Genomic DNA, 17,350 nt, shown 5'->3' with positions numbered 1-17,350 from the left:
TATCTATTTGTTTTTTTACTATGTTTGATTAATTTATTTTCAACCTCTCATTACGAATGGATGTTAGAATCAGGCGATATCGACTACCTGTGTCAACTTCCTTCGGGTGGACGATATACTGCCGAACCTATAGTCTTTTTAATTCCCAGTATTTGTCTGTTATTATTAATAAAAAAATAAGATATGCATACCTCTTGATAGCAATCGTGTATCTTTTATGGTCTTTTTGGGACGTTATAATTGGTGTTAACAGCTTAAAACATCCTAAAACTACTTCACCTAAATCCACAATAAACCCAAAAACATTATAAATAATTTGTTTTATTAAAAATATTTGTATTAAAACTTTAATAAAATCAATTCTATATTTGAGTGTTTTTTGACTTTTTAATGCAGTATTCAAAGTTTTCATCAAAAGCCTAATCAAAGCTACCTTCGGCTTCATATTATTGATAATGCTCACCTTCTTAAGGCCATTTTTACTCGTCCATTTAATATAAATATTTTTTATAACTCCAAAAAAAGATTGAAATCACACGCTGATTAAGTAAGGATTATTGACTGTGATGTTTTTTATACCACATTGTGTATACACACATTGTGCAACCATGCCTTTAAGGCGGATGCAATGAACTATAAGGAGTCAACATGTTTAGTAAAGATATGACTATTGCCGAGTATGATAAGGAATTGTGGGATGCCATTAAAGGCGAAGAGCAGCGTCAAGAAGATCATCTTGAGCTGATCGCATCAGAAAATTATACCAGTCCACGTGTAATGCAGGCGCAAGGCTCACAACTCACCAATAAATATGCCGAAGGTTATCCAGGCAAACGTTATTATGGTGGTTGTGAATATGTTGATATTGTTGAAAAATTAGCAATTGAACGTGCTAAGGCTTTATTTGGCGCCGATTATGCTAATGTGCAACCGCATTCAGGTTCGCAGGCTAATTTTGCGGTTTATATGGCGCTGTTAAAAACCGGCGATACTGTTTTAGGTATGAATTTGTCTGAAGGAGGTCATTTAACTCATGGTTCGCCGGTCAGCTTTTCAGGCAAGCTTTATAATGTGGTTGCTTATGGGGTTGATGATTTTGGACGTATTGATTATGGCAAGTTAGCTACAATAGCTCAAGAATCTAAGCCAAAAATGATTATTGGTGGGTTTTCGGCCTATTCTGGCGTGGTTGATTGGAAGCGTATGCGCGAAATTGCTGATAGTGTGGGGGCTTACTTATTTGTGGATATGGCGCATGTAGCAGGTTTGGTTGCTGCAGGTGTTTATCCAAATCCAGTGCCTTATGCACACGTTGTGACTACAACAACTCATAAAACCTTAGGAGGACCACGTGGGGGATTGATTTTAGCTAAAGATGGCAGTGAAGAATTATATAAAAAGTTAAATTCGGCTGTCTTTCCGGGATCCCAAGGTGGACCTTTAATGCATGTGATTGCGGCTAAAGCGGTGGCATTAAAAGAAGCAATGGAACCAGCTTATAAAGAATATCAACAGCAAGTGGTTAAAAATGCCAAAACGATGGTTGAAGTGATTGTACAACGTGGTTATAAAGTCGTTTCTGGCGAAACACACAACCACCTATTTTTAATTGATTTAGTTGATAAAAATATTACAGGTAAAGAAGCCGATGCCGCTTTGGGGAGTGCCAATATTACTGTCAATAAAAATAGTGTGCCTAAAGATCCACAAAGCCCATTTGTGACATCTGGCGTGCGTATTGGTACGCCGGCTATTACTCGTCGAGGCTTTAAAGAAGCTGAGTCCCGTGATTTGGCAAATTGGATTTGTGATGTTTTAGATAATATTGATGATGAACAAGCCATTCAAGCGGTAAAAGACAAAGTTTTAGCTATTTGTCGCCGCTTACCCGTTTATCAGCATTAACAACTAGCTAATTTCGCCGATGATTGTCGGCGAAATTTTATAGTGTCGGCTTGTTTTATACAACGATTTTTATTCGTTAATATTTGTATGGGTATTATTTTGCGTTTGTTCTTGCTTTTGGGGTTCGATATAGCGATCAAAACAACCTTCATGCCATAACCAGCCTATTGTTGCTCCAACACCCAGTAAAATAGCTAACCAAAATATGGCGATCAATTTTTTGTGACGTTGTTTCATTGGATCATGCAAATTACGTTTTGCGTTTGTTGGTAGTTCGGCTTTGCTGGTCAGTAAGCCACCTAGCATTAAGTTGATTTTAACTTGCCCGTTAATTGCCCAACCTGATGCCTCAAGCAGTGGACCAAGGGTTCTTCGGCGTAATTTTAACCATGCTAAAATCACAGAAGGGCCAGAAATAATCAGGAATAATCCAACAAAAAACAAAGGGAATTGCCACCAAGTGAGCGAAAAAATTGCTTGGAAAATTGAAGCTAATGCCGTGCCGATTGCACCAACGGCCAAACCGATTGCCGCAAAAATTCCGACGCTTTTGCCAATATCAAATTTATTGGCTGGGTTTTGTAGTGCCTGTTCACTCGATTTTTCAACATCGGCATCTTTGCTGCTTGCCCATTTGTTAATTTGTTCGGTAATACAGCGCCCAATCCGCTGATAAGGTGCTAAAATCGCTTGCTGAATGCTAATTGGCTTAGTGATTATTTTTACAACATTAGCATCCCAATCGTTCCCGTCATTGTCGATAAACACACCATTGCGACCTTCAATTAATAAATCACCTTGTCCGGCTGTCATTGCTGCAGCAATCAGCAGTTTTTGTCCATGCCGTGTACATTCACAATAAAGTAAACAAAGTTCAGAATAATCTGCCATGGTTGCGTGTTTGGCAATATTGTCGACTGCAACGCAAAGGGTTGCACAGCGGCCATCTATATAAAGATTACCCAGTTGAAATGCAGATCGAGTTTTTGGCGAGAAGAAGTCCGCAAAAGAAACAAAGTTAACTAGTAAGCGGTAAAGATGTTTGTGAAACAGGACTAATTTTTCTAACACTAGCACGTCAGATGCGGATATTGGCGTTTTATTATCTTGTTCAACCATTTGCTTAAATTCGTTCAGTAAATCATCGTTAGCTAGATCCGTAATGACGCTATTTGGCATATCTTCTATACTAGTCGAAGGTTCAATTTCAACAGGTAATTGTACCATTTCTGGCTTAGCGCTAATAAGTGTGGAGTAAGCTTGCAAGCTTTGTTGAATATTTTGCCATTCTTGCTGTGTTAGTTGATCGGGATTGGATAAAGATGATTCCACTAAAGTTTTCAATCGGCTGATTTTAGCTTTCCAAAGTGGATTAAGACCATTGACGAGATCAAGCGCATTGGTTGTGTCGATTTTTGATAGCGGTAATTCGGCTAAGGCTTCATCAGACAGTAATCCGTTTTGTGTTGGTACAATATATTTTTCGTCGACGTTGAGTGCAGTTTGCGCTTGTGGAGCGTACTGTGCTAGTTCGATGCGTAAAAAATAATCATCAATTTTGGGTTTTAATAGCTGGATTAATTTCCAAATTTCGGCGGTATTTTCCCCAAATGGGGTTTGCGTATTACTTATTTTGGTTTGCCATTGCAACCACGTTTTTAGGTTGTCAACAAAGGTGGTGGCTATGTTTAAATCAATGCCATCTTGTCCACTCATATCTTTTTGCGCCCCTGTGGTTTTGATTGCCGTTTGAATAAACGTTTGCATGTCGGGCGATAATTCAGTTGATGCAGGAAAGATTAAATCACCATTGTAAAGTTTGTCAGCATTGATTTTTATACACTGCTGTATGTCATCTTGCGTTAAGTAATCCACGTTGCTTTTATTCAAGCTAGCTAAAATGCTATGTGCAGTGACAGAGAGTTTTTTTCCTTGTGGTGTCGATGTGTTGATTTGTGATAACGGTAGCGTTTCACTCGTTTTTAAAATGCTATCAAATGAGATGATTTTATCTTGAGTCCAACTAATGGCATCTAAAATATCAGGTATGCGAATACGTCCATCGTTGTCAGAATCAAGTAGGGCTAAGGTTCGCTTATCAAAATCTAAGCCTGTTGTTGGGCAACTTAGGGCAACCCATAATTTAGGATCTAAATCCGGTAAATTGATAATGTCATTGGCACTTTTAAATACAACTTGATCAAGTCCACCGACACGTTGAAATGTCCACATATGGCTCATAATAATCTCCGCACAGAAATCTAATAATATCTTTGTAAATTAATATAACAGTATTTGTTTTTTTTTATAGAATAGAACGGTAATTTCTAATATTTGTAAGACCTATTGATGTATCTTTGGTTTTTGATTTAGTTGCCTTTGGTAACTTTATGATAGAATAATGTCTTATTACTTAATATCCAAATAAAAATCACCAATATGTCATTAATTAATCTTACCAATGCTTATCTTTCATTTAGTGATGCACCATTGCTCGATCATATTGATATGTCTATTGAGCCAAACGAGCGTGTTTGTCTTGTTGGTCGCAATGGTGCCGGCAAATCAACGTTACTTAAAGTGTTAAATAAAGAAGTACCATTAGATGAAGGGCAAATTATTTATGAAAATAATGTGATTGTTTCACGCTTACAGCAAGATCCCCCTCGCGATGTGCAAGGCAATGTGTTTGACTTTGTGGCAGAAGGATTACATGAGCAAGCACAGTTATTACGAGATTATTATGATTTAATCCATCGGGTTGAGCACGATCCTTGCGAAAGTAATTTGGCTAAATTAGCAAAAATGCAAGAGCAGTTAGATCATCAAAATGGCTGGCAATTAGATAGTCGTATTCGTAATGTTATTTCGTCGTTGTCGCTTGACGGTGATGCCTTGTTATCTTCGCTATCTGGTGGCTGGCTGCGTAAAGCTGCTTTAGCTAAAGCGTTGGTTTGTCAGCCATCGGTTTTATTGCTCGATGAACCAACAAACCATTTAGATATTCAAACCATAAAATGGTTGGAAGAGTTTTTGAAAAGCTTCAATGGCAGTATTGTGTTTATTTCTCATGATCGTTCGTTTATTCGCCAAATGGCAACGCGTATTATTGATTTAGATCGGGGTAAAATTGCCTCTTGGAGCGGTAATTACGATAATTATTTACTTGGTAAAGAAGAAGCACTGCGCGTTGAAGAATTGCAAAATGCTGAATTTGATAAAAAATTGGCTCAAGAAGAGGTCTGGATCCGCCAAGGTATTAAAGCACGCCGTACACGTAATGAAGGGCGAGTGCGAGCATTAAAAGCAATGCGCCAAGAGTATAGCGAGCGTCGCCAAGTGATGGGTAGTGCCAAAATGCAAATTGAAGAGGCATTACGTTCAGGAAAAATCGTTTTTGAGCTTGAAAATGTGTCCTATCAGATTGAAGATAAGCTGCTAGTTAATGATTTTACTGTGCAAGTATTGCGTGGTGATAAAATTGCCCTGATTGGTCCTAATGGTATTGGTAAAACGACTTTGTTAAAACTGATGTTAGGTAATTTAACACCAACCTCAGGTAGCGTGCATTGCGGTACCAAGCTTGAAGTGGCTTATTTTGATCAATATCGGTTAGAGCTCGATCCTGAAAAAACCGTGATGGATAATTTAGCCGAAGGTAAACAAGAGGTGATGGTGAATGGACGATCACGTCATGTGCTTGGTTATTTGCAAGATTTTTTATTTCCGCCAAAACGCGCCAGAACACCTGTTCGTGCATTATCAGGTGGGGAGCGTAACCGCTTATTGTTGGCTAAACTATTTTTAAAACCTAGCAATTTATTAATACTTGACGAACCGACTAATGATCTTGATATTGAAACGTTGGAATTGTTAGAAGAGTTGGTTAATGATTATCAGGGAACGGTCTTATTGGTTAGCCATGATAGACAATTTGTTGATAATGTCGTTACCCAATGTTGGTTTTTTGAGGATAAAGGGCATATTGGTATTTATGCAGGAGGTTATGCTGATGCATTGCAACAACAGCAACAGGCACAACCGGTTAAAGTATCGGCAGTGAATAATGTTAAACAGCCCAAAAAAGCGTTAAGCACGTCGAATAATAAAAGCAATGAGATAACCAATAAAAAGAAGGTTAAGCTGAGTTATAATGAGCAACGAGAGTTAGCACAATTACCAAGCAAAATAGAACAATTAGAATTAGCAATTGCCGATTTACAAGCACAAATTAGCCAAAGTGATTTTTTTAATCAGCCACACGAAGTCACGAGTCCAATCTTACAAACTTTGACCGATAAAGAAGCCGAATTAGAATCTGCTTTCGAACGTTGGGAACAGTTAGAGTCTTTAAGTAAATCATAAGAAAGGCTGGGCTTTCAGCATTATTTATTCGGGTTATAAAATAAATAATGCTGTTTTTGGGCTTTTAGATTTTTATAAAATGGTTTTATTGTTCCACAACTTTCTAGAATAAAGACAGAAAAATAATAACGCAATGAGGACAAAAATCGCACCAACAAAACCAATATCACCAATTGAAAGTAGAATTAATACTTTACTGCCTATAAACGCCCCGCCTCCTATACCAATATTGTAAATACCTGAATAAACAGATGTGGCAATATCGGTTGCATCGGGCGCTGCATCGATAACTTTGCTTTGCATAACCATGCCAATAATGGTTATGGAAAGCCCCCAGATTAGACATTGAATGATTGCGGTATAAAGCGTGAATGAGCATACATAAAGCGATAATAAGCAAGTGATCAATGACAACATTGGGATCACTAAAATAGCGGTTGGATTTTTTTCGGCGTATCTTGCAAAAATAACGCTGCCAATCATGCCAGAAAAACCTATGACTAATAATAAAGTGACGATAACACTTTGATTAAATCCGCCAATATCTTTCATAAATGGCGTAATATAGGTATAAGCCGTGAAGTGGCCGGCAATAATAATGGCTATTAATAGATAAATGTTTAGCAGTATTGGGCGTTTTAATACATTCGGAATATTTTTGACAGAAATAATATTCATGCTTGGCACAGCAGGTAGCAAGTAAAGCAGTAATATCATCACGCAAAAAGCGATAAAGGCAATACATAAAAAAGTCACTCGCCAGCCGACAAGTTGCCCAATAATGGTACCAATTGGAATACCTAATATGGTTGCCATTGATACGCCAATAACAATAAAGCCCATGGCTTTAGCTTTTTTTCCATTAGGCGCTAACCGAACGGCAAGTGGTGTTGTAATTGCCCAAAATACTGCATGAGCACAAGCAATACCAATTCTTGCTATCATTAAGCTGCAAAAATTCCATGCAAATCCAGCTAAAATATGACTACCAATAAATAAGAAAAATAGGAAGATAAGCAGCTTTCTTCGTTCCATTTTTGACGTTAATACCGTCAATGGCAATGATAATAACGAAACAGCCCATGCATAAATGGTGAGTAATAATCCTGCATGAGCGACATCCATTGAAAAGCTTTCAGCAATATTGGGTAATAGCCCGACAGGTACAAATTCCGTTGTATTAAAAATAAATGCTGCAAATGCAAGGCAAAGAATTGATGACCAAATGCGAGATCGGGTAATACTATTGTTCATGATTAAGATTATGAGAGGAAGATTAGGTTGTTTTTGATTATAACTGAATATTTTTGTCTATTAAATAGCTACTGTGAATTAATCTAACAGTAAATCGCCACCACTATAGGTAATGGCTGGCGATATATATCATTGCTGCAATTTATGCTAATGCTTTAGCAGCCGCTAGAGCTTTGTCATAATCAGGTTCAGATGACGTTTCTTTAACATATTCCACATAAACAACTTTGTCATTTTTATCAATAACAAATACGGCACGAGAAAGTAAACGTAATTCTTCAATAACAGTGCCATATTTTAAACCAAAATCAAGGTCTTTATGATCTGACGTCACTTTAACGGCATCAATGCCTTCGGCAGCACAATAGCGATTTAATGCAAAAGGTAAATCAACGCTAATTGAAAATATTACCGTATCGGTTAATTTTGCCGCTTCGACATTAAAACGGTGGACTTGAGCACTACATACCGAAGTATCAATAGATGGCACCGAATTAATAATTCTGATTTTACCTTTAAAATCGGATAATTTAATGGGCTTCATTGCTAAATCTTGCACGATAAAATCAGGTGCCATATCGCCAACGTTGATTTTGGAACCTAATAAAGTAATAGGGGCTCCGCGCATAGTAACTTCATTAACTCTTTTTTGCATAATTGCTTCCTTAGTTTTGTGACAAGTCACGTTGTTTCGGTGGAGTAAACTTACTTGAGGTTTTACAGCTTTATTTACTATAAATCTAGCATGATTCGGCTGTCATACTCATATTATGCTAGATGTGATGATTTATCCAATGAATAACATTTTTAATTACTCAATTTTGTGAAAATGATAATTCAAAAAATTTCAATACAAATAAATGTGATAGTTATCACATATAAAAAAATCGTTTGTTTATTAATAAAAGAATTATATTTATGATTGACTAGCTATTAATTAGCTAATGTTGTTAAGTAACCACATTGATATACTTATAATAAAATATTTATTGGCAATATTATAAGGCAATTTATCTATTTTAAATAACTGAGTTGATTATCATGAGTTGTTGGATATCGAGAGTGATAATGCTTTTTAATAAGGAAACTTATATGCAAAAAATTTTCGTAAACAGTATTATTATGTGTTCTTTAATATGTACAAGTGTATATGCCAGTAATATTAAAGATGTGACATCTGATCCACAAGATTTTTACCTTAAAGAAGATCAAGCGCCTAATAGTTTGTTTTTATTACCTCCGCCTCCTTCTTTTAATAGTATTGATTTCCTTAGGGACAAAGCAATGTACGATTGGGGAAAGTCAGTTCGTAATTCTGAACGAGGGTATCAAGCTTATTTAGATGCTGATTCTAGTAAGGATAATGTTACTAAACAGTTCTCACTTTCGTTTGGTTTTGATATTTCTGCAATTAACACCCCCGAGATTTATAAACTTATTACAACCATGAAAGAAGATGCTGGTGACCTGGCGACGCGTTCCGCTAAAAATTATTATAAACGAATGAGACCATATGCCTTTTTTCACGAACCAACTTGTCGACCAGAAGATGAAAAAACATTATCAACCAATGGTTCTTATCCATCAGGTCATACCACAATGGGATTTGCTATTTCGCTAGTACTTGCTGAAATCAATCCTGAGAGACAAAATGAAATTCTTAAGCGTGGTTATGAAATAGGTGAAAGTCGGGTAATTTGTGGTTATCATTGGCAAAGTGATGTCGATGCAGCAAAAGTTATGGCCGCAGCTGTTGTGGCTCAACTACATACAAATTCGGAGTTTAGTCAACAACTAGCTAAAGCAAAGATAGAGTTTAGTCATTTAAAATAGTAGATACTAGGTGATCTCATTGATTATTATGTGTTGAAAAACGCCTGATTGTTTACATTTTATTATTAATAATTTTACAAATTCAATCTTAATATATTGGCTGATGATAGTTAGCAGCCAATATATCGATTTTTAATTTACATGGTTTTAAACGAGATATCAGGTAAAATTGTTTCGCCTTGCCAATAGAGTTCACTGGCAATACGCCCTGCAATTTGGCAATAAAGTTGGGTAAATTCGCTATCAGGGTGGCTAATAACGGTAGGTTGCCCGGTATCAAGGTCTTGGCGTAACATTTTATGAAGAGGGACTTGCCCAAGTAATTTTGTTTGATATTGCTCAGCTAAACGCTGTGCTCCCCCTTCGCCAAAAATAGCTTCGTGATGACCACAATTTTCACAAATATGATAGCTCATATTTTCAATAATACCTAGCGTTGGGATGTTGACTTTATTAAACATGGCCATGCCTTTTTTGGCATCCATTAATGCGATGTCTTGTGGTGTACTGACAATGATTGCTGCCGTTACAGGAATACTTTGCGCCAGGGTTAATTGAATGTCCCCTGTGCCTGGAGGCATATCAATAACAAGATAGTCGAGTTCAGGCCAAAGCGTGTCTTGCAAAATTTGCAATAGCGCTTTGCTTGCCATGGGCCCACGCCATACCATGGCTCCATCGGAGTCAACTAAATAGCCAATAGAATTACTTGCAAGCCCATATGCTAGGATGGGAGTCATATGCTTATTGTCTGGTGTCAGCGGGCGTTCTTTTTCTGTGCCTAGCATGGTGGGAATTGAAGGTCCATAAATATCCGCATCTAAAACCCCTACTTTTGCGCCTTGTTTTTGTAAAGCTAGTGCAAGATTGACGGCTGTTGATGATTTGCCCACGCCACCTTTGCCTGAACTTATGGCGATAATATTTTTTATATTGTTAATGGCATGTTGGTCATTAGCGCGTTTTAATGTGGCAATTTTATATTCAATGTGCCAGTCAACGTTGTTAATGCCGTTAAGCTTAAGTAATTTTGGGGTGGTTATTTTTTTTAACTCGTCAAAAGCGTTTTGCCAAGCAAAGGGCATGGCTAAGTTGATGGATAAATGCTGATTAACTATTTCGCATTTTTTTATTACGCCAAGTTCAAGTAAATTTTTTTGTAGGGTTGCATGAGTAAAATTCTCAAGAATCTTTTTTACTTCAATGTTCATTGCTGTTATCTCTTTATGCATTAATATTTATACTTGGTTCATTTTTAATACTCCTCCTTAAAAAGGTGTAAAAAGTATAATATTTTACATTCTTCAAAAAGGATTATTTGCCATTGGCAAAGTGAATCGAGTATAGAAATTTCATCAAATTATGGCATAAATCTAGCGATAATCCCACGATTGATGTACTATTTCTGCCATTATGTAAAAAAGGGTAATAAATCAACATGACAACTCAACGCAAAATATTGGTGACTTGTGCATTGCCTTATGCCAATGGTGCAATTCACTTAGGTCATATGCTTGAACATATTCAAGCTGATGTATGGGTACGTTATCAACGCATGCGTGGTAATGAGATCTATTTTATTTGTGCCGATGATGCGCATGGTACGCCAATTATGCTCAAAGCACAGCAACTAGGAATTACGCCTGAACAGATGATTAGTGACGTGAAAACTGAGCATCAACGTGATTTTGCTGGCTTTAATATTAGTTATGATAATTACCATTCAACTCATAGCTCAGAAAATCGTGAAATATCAGAGCAAATTTATAAGCGCTTAAAAGCCAATGGTTATATTAAAACCAAAGTCATTTCACAGCTATTTGATCCTGAAAAACAGATGTTTTTACCTGATCGCTTTGTAAAAGGTACTTGTCCACATTGTAAAGCGCCAGATCAATACGGCGATAACTGTGAAGTGTGTAGTGCAACTTACAATCCGATTGATTTAATTAATCCGAAGTCTGTGGTTTCAGGGGCGACGCCAATTTTAAAAGAGTCAGAACATTTCTTTTTCGATCTGCCGGCTTTTTCAACTATGTTACAAGAGTGGATTCACTCAGGGACACTACAAGATCAAGTCGCTAATAAAATGCAAGAGTGGTTTGAATCAGGCTTACAGCCTTGGGATATTAGCCGTGATGCCCCTTATTTTGGTTTTGAAATCCCCGATGCTCCTGGTAAGTATTTTTACGTTTGGCTAGATGCGCCAATTGGTTATATGGGATCTTTCTTAAATTACTGTAATAAACAAAATAAACCAATTTTTGATGAATTTTGGAACAAAAATTCAAATACAGAGCTGTATCACTTCATTGGTAAAGATATTGTTTATTTTCACAGCTTATTTTGGCCAGCTATGCTTGAAGGTAGCGAATATCGCAAGCCTTCCAATATTTTTGTACATGGCTATGTGACTGTTGATGGTGCAAAAATGTCTAAATCACGCGGTACTTTTATTCAAGCAAGTACCTATCTAAAACATTTAGATCCTGATTGTTTACGTTATTATTATGCGGCTAAATTGTCGTCACATATTGATGATATTGACTTAAATTTAGAAGACTTTGTTCAACGTGTAAATAGCGATTTAGTCAATAAAGTGGTAAATATTGCTTCGCGTTCGGCAGGGTTTATTTATAAACGCTTTGACGGCAAATTATCAGAAAAAGTGGCTGAGCCAGAACTTTATGCGTTATTTGTAGAAAAAGCAAAAGTCATTGCTGATTATTTTGAACAACGTGAATCAGGTAAGGCTATTCGTGAAATCATGGCACTCGCTGATGAAGCCAATCGTTATATTGACGAAAAAGCGCCATGGGTGGTTGCCAAACAAGCGGGGCAAGATCAAGCATTGCAAGATATTTGCTCAATGGGTATTTACTTATTCCGCATTTTAATGACTTACTTAAAGCCGATTGTACCGTCATTAGCAGAGCGAACAGAAGCATTTTTAAATAGCAAATTAGAGTGGGATACTATTGCCAATGCATTAACTAGCCATAAGATTAACCAGTTTAAAGCCCTATTTAATCGTATTGATATGGATAAAATTACTGCCATGATTGAAGAAACAAAAGAACAAGCTGCCCTAGCAACACCAGCTAAAACAAATGTTGCTGAACCTATTGCCGATACAATTAATTTTGACGATTTTGCCAAAGTTGATATGCGTGTTGCTTTAATTAAACATGCCTGTTTTGTTGAAGGTTCCGATAAATTACTCCAGTTGACGCTTGATATTGGTGATGAAACCCGTAATGTGTTTTCAGGCATCAAACAATTTTATCCTGATCCAGAAGTACTAATTGGGCGTTTAACCATTATGATTGCCAATTTAGCGCCTCGTAAAATGCGATTTGGTGTTTCAGAAGGTATGGTGCTTTGTGCCAGTGGTAAAGATGATGGCGACGGTGTGTACTTGTTATCGCCAGATAGTGGCGCTAAACCGGGCATGCGCATTTCGTAATTGATATCTTTATTATAAAAACTGCATCTTAACAAGTTAATATACTTGTTAAGATGTTTCAGGAAATTATGCGTTTCAGTATAAAATTTGCTTATTTGATAAATAATTGTAGCGTTTGTTTTTTAGAGTTGTTTTTCTATTATAAGTGTTTAGCTAACCAACTATCATGTAACCATTTTTGAGTTTGCCTTCCTGCTCGAATAAAATCCCAGTCAATATCTCTTTCAAAAACCATTACTGTTTGATCAGGTCCTATAATAGTCCAAAAATAGAGGCCAGTATTTAAATCACGGCATTTGACTTTCATTCCAGTTAGTGTGTTTTTTTTGCCATCAACAATAATAGTTTCGTTATGGGTATTGATCCAATTATTATTATAGTTTTCTAATAAATCTGGTGCATAGTCTTTAAGAAAATTTAGAGTAATTTGTAATGCGATTTCTTTGGAAACTTGTTGGCTAGAAGACTGATATTTAGGTAGTAATCTTACTAATCCTTGTAAATTTTTAGTAGTATCATTTATTAATAATGAAACATGTTGTTGTTCAAGATGTATGCTTTCATTGGGTTCAAAACGATAAAGAGTGACAGGCTGTTTATTGTGGAGTCCTTGTTTAGTTAATACAAAATTAAAATCGCGTTCTGCATTTTGTAATAACTTTTGAAAATTTGGTTCAAGTATGTTTTTTGCTTGTTGTATTTGCGTTGAGTTCATAGTGGGTTCCTTTATTGTACTCATTTCTTCGGCGTAACAAGTTGAATTTAAAAAACTTGTTATAATTATTAAGCTAATAAATATTTTTTTCATTATAAAAACCTTAATGGTAATTTCTTTTATTTAACATTAGTTGCAATGCACAAATAAATAGGAAAAGGGTGACGAGTAAAATTAAAGTATTTGTTTCAAAAATGGTTGGTAAAAAGGCGCCTACACTCGCACCAATAAATAAAACACAGGTGTATAGCGATATGGCAATGCCACGACTTTCAGCTTCAGATTCGATTGTAATACATGTAATCATTGATGGAATGGCATAGGCTAGTCCAAAAATAAATATAAAATGGATAATAAATAAAAAACTAACAAAATTTAATTGGTCATTAATATAAAAACAGTGAATTAATAACGAAATGCTCATTAGGCATAATGCCATGAATAATACGTATAATGGTTTGATTAGCTTAAATATATAACCAGCTGTTAGACTAAATAATATAGCAATAATGCTTATATTACGTAGTGTTGGTACATAAATGATTAATGAGCTATGGTGTAATATTGAATAAAGACTAACGAAACTAAGTAAAACAAAGAGCGAACAACAATAGATAGGAAATAATTTTTTATTAAACAAAATATTGGGAAGTTTACTAAAAATTGAAGTTATTGTTGTTTTTTGGGGTGTTGGTTTTTTTCTATTGCTTTTTGAACTGTTGAAATAAAAGCATACAGCGCCTAATGCGTAAATAATACCTAAAAACCACATAGACTTATGCAGTGAATCAACAATCATTATTGAACCAAACCATTGCCCAATGGTTGTTGCGAGTAGAAACGCACAACTAATAATTGAGATTGCTTTAGATTTTGTTGCATCAGCAAGGTTGACCGAAATCCACGCTAATGCAACAGGTGGAAATGAGGCTGCACAAAAGCCTTGGATGGAACGTGCTAGCAATAATAAATAATAACCACTTATCAATGGAATGATAAAAGTGATTAATGCTAAAAGTAGTAAGCCTATTGCTAAAGTAAAATCTTTGCCTATTTTATCCGATAAAATTCCCCAAATAATTAGTCCAATCGCGTAAAAAATACCAAACACACTTGTCAATAAGCTGACATTACTTGGTGTGCTACCTTTGATAAAAATTAGTAAATTTTCTGGAATGGGTAAAAAAATGTATAGAAGGGTAACAACAGCAAGTGCTATAAAAGGAATTAATGTTGTTCCTACGATTAACTTATATTTCATTGATGAGTCCTTTAAGTTTTATTGTTGTATTTAAACTACAACAATTGGAGTATATATCCATTATGGTTTTTAAATCAACATAATTTGTTGTACAATATAATTTAATCGATAAAATATAAAAAAATAAACGATGAAAAAGGTTTTATTATGGAAGATATCTCTGCTAAAAATTCATATGATGACTTTTTATCAACCGTGATTGTTGGTATTGGAGAGGTTTCTGAGATGACAAAAATTCCAGTTAGAAAATTACGATATTGGGAAGAAAAAGGCATCATTAAAACGGTTGATCCACAATCTAAGTCTCGTCAATTTGATTTAGCGAATATAAAAAAAATTGTTTTAATTCAAGAATTGATGGAAGATGGATATTCATTGGATGGTGCAGCCAAAAAAGTTGAAGATAGAATTGCAAAAATAGAATCGTTAATGAATCTAATTCAAATGTAATTGTGTGTATATTGGTTTTTATATTGTAATAATATTAATTCAAGTTCTATTCATTAATTAGTTTTATAATTTATTTTCAATATGGGTATTTTATTATTTTGCTTATTAATTGTTGACTTTATTAAGTTTCTTATTGATAGGTTTTTATTAATAAGCATTTTTTGGGATAAACAGATAAAACCGATATTTAATGTTACATTAAACCATTAGCTCAAGGCAAATCGTTTGTTGAAGTTGATGGTGTTTGCTATGATGAAAAACTAGAGGCTAGTATTTAGAAATGGCCTTCAGTTATGATGACTGCTATATTTTAATTTTTGTGACGGAAGAGGGTAGTCCTTGGGAAGAAGTTTTATTCATCTATTTACTTGATTCAAAAAACTACAATAAAAAACCTTCCCTTTTACATTTAGGAACCTATTTCATATCTACCCCCAATTTCATTTAAACACCATTTTTTGATCGAAGTAAATAAAACTTCACTTTAAATCAATATGCTATGTGTCTCTATTTATCCTGAAATTTGGCAATCAAAATAACGACTGCCAAAGCTCTATTTTGTTAAAAATCATATTTTGCTGTTTGATTTAACATTGCATGTAAATTCGTTATTGCATTATTTTTGATTTTCTGACGGATTTCCTGAATAAGGAAATATGCTGTCTTTTAGTGAAAAAGAGAAATCTTTTGTATTAATTTCACCAATAACTTTGTTGCTATCGTATAAAGCTAGTAGAAAATCGGCCATTTGCTTTGCTGTATGGTACTTGGTAAAACTTGCATCGTAGTTGTATTCACTGACATTATTGGCTTTTTCACCAAATTCTGTTTTTGTTGCAGCGGGAGCCAATACCTTTGCTGTTAATTGGGCGTTAGCTTGCTTTAATTCCTGTGCTAGCCCTTCGGTAAAGGCATTGACATAGAATTTTGTTGCGCAATAGGTTACCGCATTAGGAACGATCGTATATCCACCACGGGAGGAGATGTTTATTAGTTGTGTCCCAGATTCATTTTGATATTTTCGTACATACAGTGTTGAAAAAATTGTTAGGACTTCAATATTTAAATGAAGCATTGTTTCGATTTTTCCTAAATCTTGATCGCTAACACTGCCGTAATGACCAAGACCGGCATTATTAATCCATGTTTCAATAAAATAGTTGTCTAAATCATTAAAAAGAGAATAAGCGTTGGTTGGTTGTGATAAATCACAAAGTTTTATAATTACTTCTAATGCTGGGGCAATTTTTGCAATTTCTTGTTGTAAAAGTGCCAAATTTTCTTGTCTTCTTGCAATAACAATAAGGTTTTTATTTCGTTTTGCAAAAGCAATAGCTGTTGCATAACCTATGCCTGAACTTGCGCCGGTTATGACGGTATATTTTTTATGTGTATTGGTCATTTTTATTTCCTCTAATATTTCAAATATCTGTATTTAATTAAAATCATTCAACCTATTGAATATATGATAAATGTAACTTTATGCTGCTAGAAGGATGGGGCTCATTTTGAGTCTTTTATATTTTTTATTGATTATTTGTTTGCCATGAATTATGTGTATTTTAACTTCTTTAGAGGCTTGAGCTAAGTCATCTTCTGCTATAGGAATTGCTCTTCTATCTGATTTATCATTGGGCTTTGCATCTTTAATAACATCTTTTGCGGGAATTGCATTAACAACTTTAACTACTCTAGATTTATCAAGATGTTTAGCGACTAACTCGCGGGTTGTTGTTTCATGATTATCTAATTGTCCTAAATGACCATCGCGGGCAGGATAATAGTTAGTGGCATCAAGTGCTATTTTTCCGCTGAGTAGCTCTGCTGGTAATTGTGTATAATTGATAAAAGGAATAGCAACGAGAATTATATCACCAAATTTAATGGCTTCTTCTTGGCTCCCAATTTGGCAGTTTAAGCGTGTGGCTATGCTAAATAACGTCTTTTTATCTCTAGAATTACTTAGCATAACTTGATAACCTGCGCGCATAAATAATGTTGTGTAGGCTTGACTTACAAATCCTGCCCTTATAATGCCGATTTTTCCCATATATTTACTCTGTTTTTATTTGTTTACTTGATTTGCGTTATAGTATTTATA

At 35.3% G+C, this 17,350-nt stretch carries 14 protein-coding genes; 6 read left to right on the top strand and 8 right to left on the bottom strand.

Annotation, left to right across the window (positions count from 1 at the left end):
* Nucleotides 1-24: 24 nt before the first annotated feature.
* Together A9G23_RS11920 and glyA are read left to right on the top strand one after the other, a co-directional pair.
* On the top strand, nucleotides 25-180 hold the full coding sequence (locus tag A9G23_RS11920) for a YjeO family protein (protein ID WP_218059501.1): 156 nt from the start codon (nucleotides 25-27) through the stop codon (nucleotides 178-180).
* Between the two features lie 468 nt (nucleotides 181-648).
* Nucleotides 649-1,905 (top strand): serine hydroxymethyltransferase, encoded by a 1,257-nt coding sequence (gene glyA / locus A9G23_RS07055; RefSeq protein WP_065586922.1) that lies wholly within the window; start codon nucleotides 649-651, stop codon nucleotides 1,903-1,905.
* Nucleotides 1,906-1,974: 69 nt separating this feature from the next.
* On the opposite strand, the gene A9G23_RS07050 is transcribed toward glyA, so the two are convergent.
* On the bottom strand, nucleotides 1,975-4,146 hold the full coding sequence (locus A9G23_RS07050) for a MerC domain-containing protein (RefSeq protein ID WP_065586921.1): 2,172 nt from the start codon (nucleotides 4,144-4,146) through the stop codon (nucleotides 1,975-1,977).
* Between the two features lie 198 nt (nucleotides 4,147-4,344).
* Here A9G23_RS07050 and A9G23_RS07045 point away from each other — a divergent pair, with 198 nt between their 5' ends.
* A complete protein-coding gene (locus tag A9G23_RS07045; RefSeq protein ID WP_065586920.1) occupies nucleotides 4,345-6,270 on the top strand; it encodes an ABC transporter ATP-binding protein in 1,926 nt (641 codons plus the stop codon).
* A gap of 72 nt (nucleotides 6,271-6,342) precedes the next feature.
* Here A9G23_RS07045 and A9G23_RS07040 read toward each other — a convergent pair whose 3' ends face one another.
* Both A9G23_RS07040 and tpx read right to left on the bottom strand, forming a co-directional pair.
* Nucleotides 6,343-7,524 carry a sugar transporter gene (locus tag A9G23_RS07040; RefSeq protein WP_065586919.1) on the bottom strand — a complete coding sequence of 394 codons (1,182 nt, stop codon included), beginning with the start codon at nucleotides 7,522-7,524 and terminating at the stop codon, nucleotides 6,343-6,345.
* A 142-nt stretch (nucleotides 7,525-7,666) separates the two neighbouring features.
* Entirely contained in the window at nucleotides 7,667-8,179 is a 513-nt protein-coding gene (tpx, locus tag A9G23_RS07035) for a thiol peroxidase (RefSeq protein WP_065586918.1), read from the bottom strand.
* A gap of 437 nt (nucleotides 8,180-8,616) precedes the next feature.
* Between tpx and A9G23_RS07030 the strand changes: the two genes are divergently transcribed.
* The gene (locus A9G23_RS07030; protein ID WP_065586917.1) at nucleotides 8,617-9,357 is read left to right on the top strand and encodes an acid phosphatase; all 741 of its coding nucleotides are present in this window, start codon (nucleotides 8,617-8,619) and stop codon (nucleotides 9,355-9,357) included.
* Nucleotides 9,358-9,494: 137 nt separating this feature from the next.
* Here the strand turns inward: A9G23_RS07030 and apbC are convergent, their stop codons facing one another.
* Nucleotides 9,495-10,589: an iron-sulfur cluster carrier protein ApbC gene (gene apbC, locus A9G23_RS07025; protein WP_065586916.1), complete on the bottom strand. Its 1,095-nt coding sequence runs from the start codon at nucleotides 10,587-10,589 to the stop codon at nucleotides 9,495-9,497.
* A 206-nt stretch (nucleotides 10,590-10,795) separates the two neighbouring features.
* Here apbC and metG point away from each other — a divergent pair, with 206 nt between their 5' ends.
* The gene (gene metG, locus A9G23_RS07020; RefSeq protein WP_065586915.1) at nucleotides 10,796-12,823 is read left to right on the top strand and encodes a methionine--tRNA ligase; all 2,028 of its coding nucleotides are present in this window, start codon (nucleotides 10,796-10,798) and stop codon (nucleotides 12,821-12,823) included.
* A gap of 139 nt (nucleotides 12,824-12,962) precedes the next feature.
* Here metG and A9G23_RS07015 read toward each other — a convergent pair whose 3' ends face one another.
* Together A9G23_RS07015 and A9G23_RS07010 are read right to left on the bottom strand one after the other, a co-directional pair.
* Nucleotides 12,963-13,538 carry a hypothetical protein gene (locus A9G23_RS07015; protein ID WP_065580444.1) on the bottom strand — a complete coding sequence of 192 codons (576 nt, stop codon included), beginning with the start codon at nucleotides 13,536-13,538 and terminating at the stop codon, nucleotides 12,963-12,965.
* Between the two features lie 103 nt (nucleotides 13,539-13,641).
* Nucleotides 13,642-14,799 carry an MFS transporter gene (locus A9G23_RS07010; RefSeq protein ID WP_065567694.1) on the bottom strand — a complete coding sequence of 386 codons (1,158 nt, stop codon included), beginning with the start codon at nucleotides 14,797-14,799 and terminating at the stop codon, nucleotides 13,642-13,644.
* 147 nt (nucleotides 14,800-14,946) lie between these two features.
* On the opposite strand from A9G23_RS07010, the gene A9G23_RS07005 reads away from it, so the two are divergent.
* Nucleotides 14,947-15,249 carry a MerR family transcriptional regulator gene (locus A9G23_RS07005; protein ID WP_065586914.1) on the top strand — a complete coding sequence of 101 codons (303 nt, stop codon included), beginning with the start codon at nucleotides 14,947-14,949 and terminating at the stop codon, nucleotides 15,247-15,249.
* A 616-nt stretch (nucleotides 15,250-15,865) separates the two neighbouring features.
* Here A9G23_RS07005 and A9G23_RS07000 read toward each other — a convergent pair.
* Both A9G23_RS07000 and A9G23_RS06995 read right to left on the bottom strand, forming a co-directional pair.
* Entirely contained in the window at nucleotides 15,866-16,651 is a 786-nt protein-coding gene (locus A9G23_RS07000) for an SDR family NAD(P)-dependent oxidoreductase (protein ID WP_065586913.1), read from the bottom strand.
* Nucleotides 16,652-16,729: 78 nt separating this feature from the next.
* A complete protein-coding gene (locus A9G23_RS06995; RefSeq protein ID WP_065586912.1) occupies nucleotides 16,730-17,299 on the bottom strand; it encodes an NADPH-dependent F420 reductase in 570 nt (189 codons plus the stop codon).
* Between the last annotated feature and the right edge of the window lie 51 nt (nucleotides 17,300-17,350).

The organism is Gilliamella sp. App4-10 (assembly GCF_001690495.1).
In the GTDB taxonomy this organism is placed as follows: Bacteria; Pseudomonadota; Gammaproteobacteria; order Enterobacterales; family Orbaceae; genus Gilliamella; species Gilliamella apicola_G.
The sequence above is the reverse complement of the archived record's forward strand: the minus strand, read 5'-3'. Positions and strand labels throughout refer to the sequence as shown.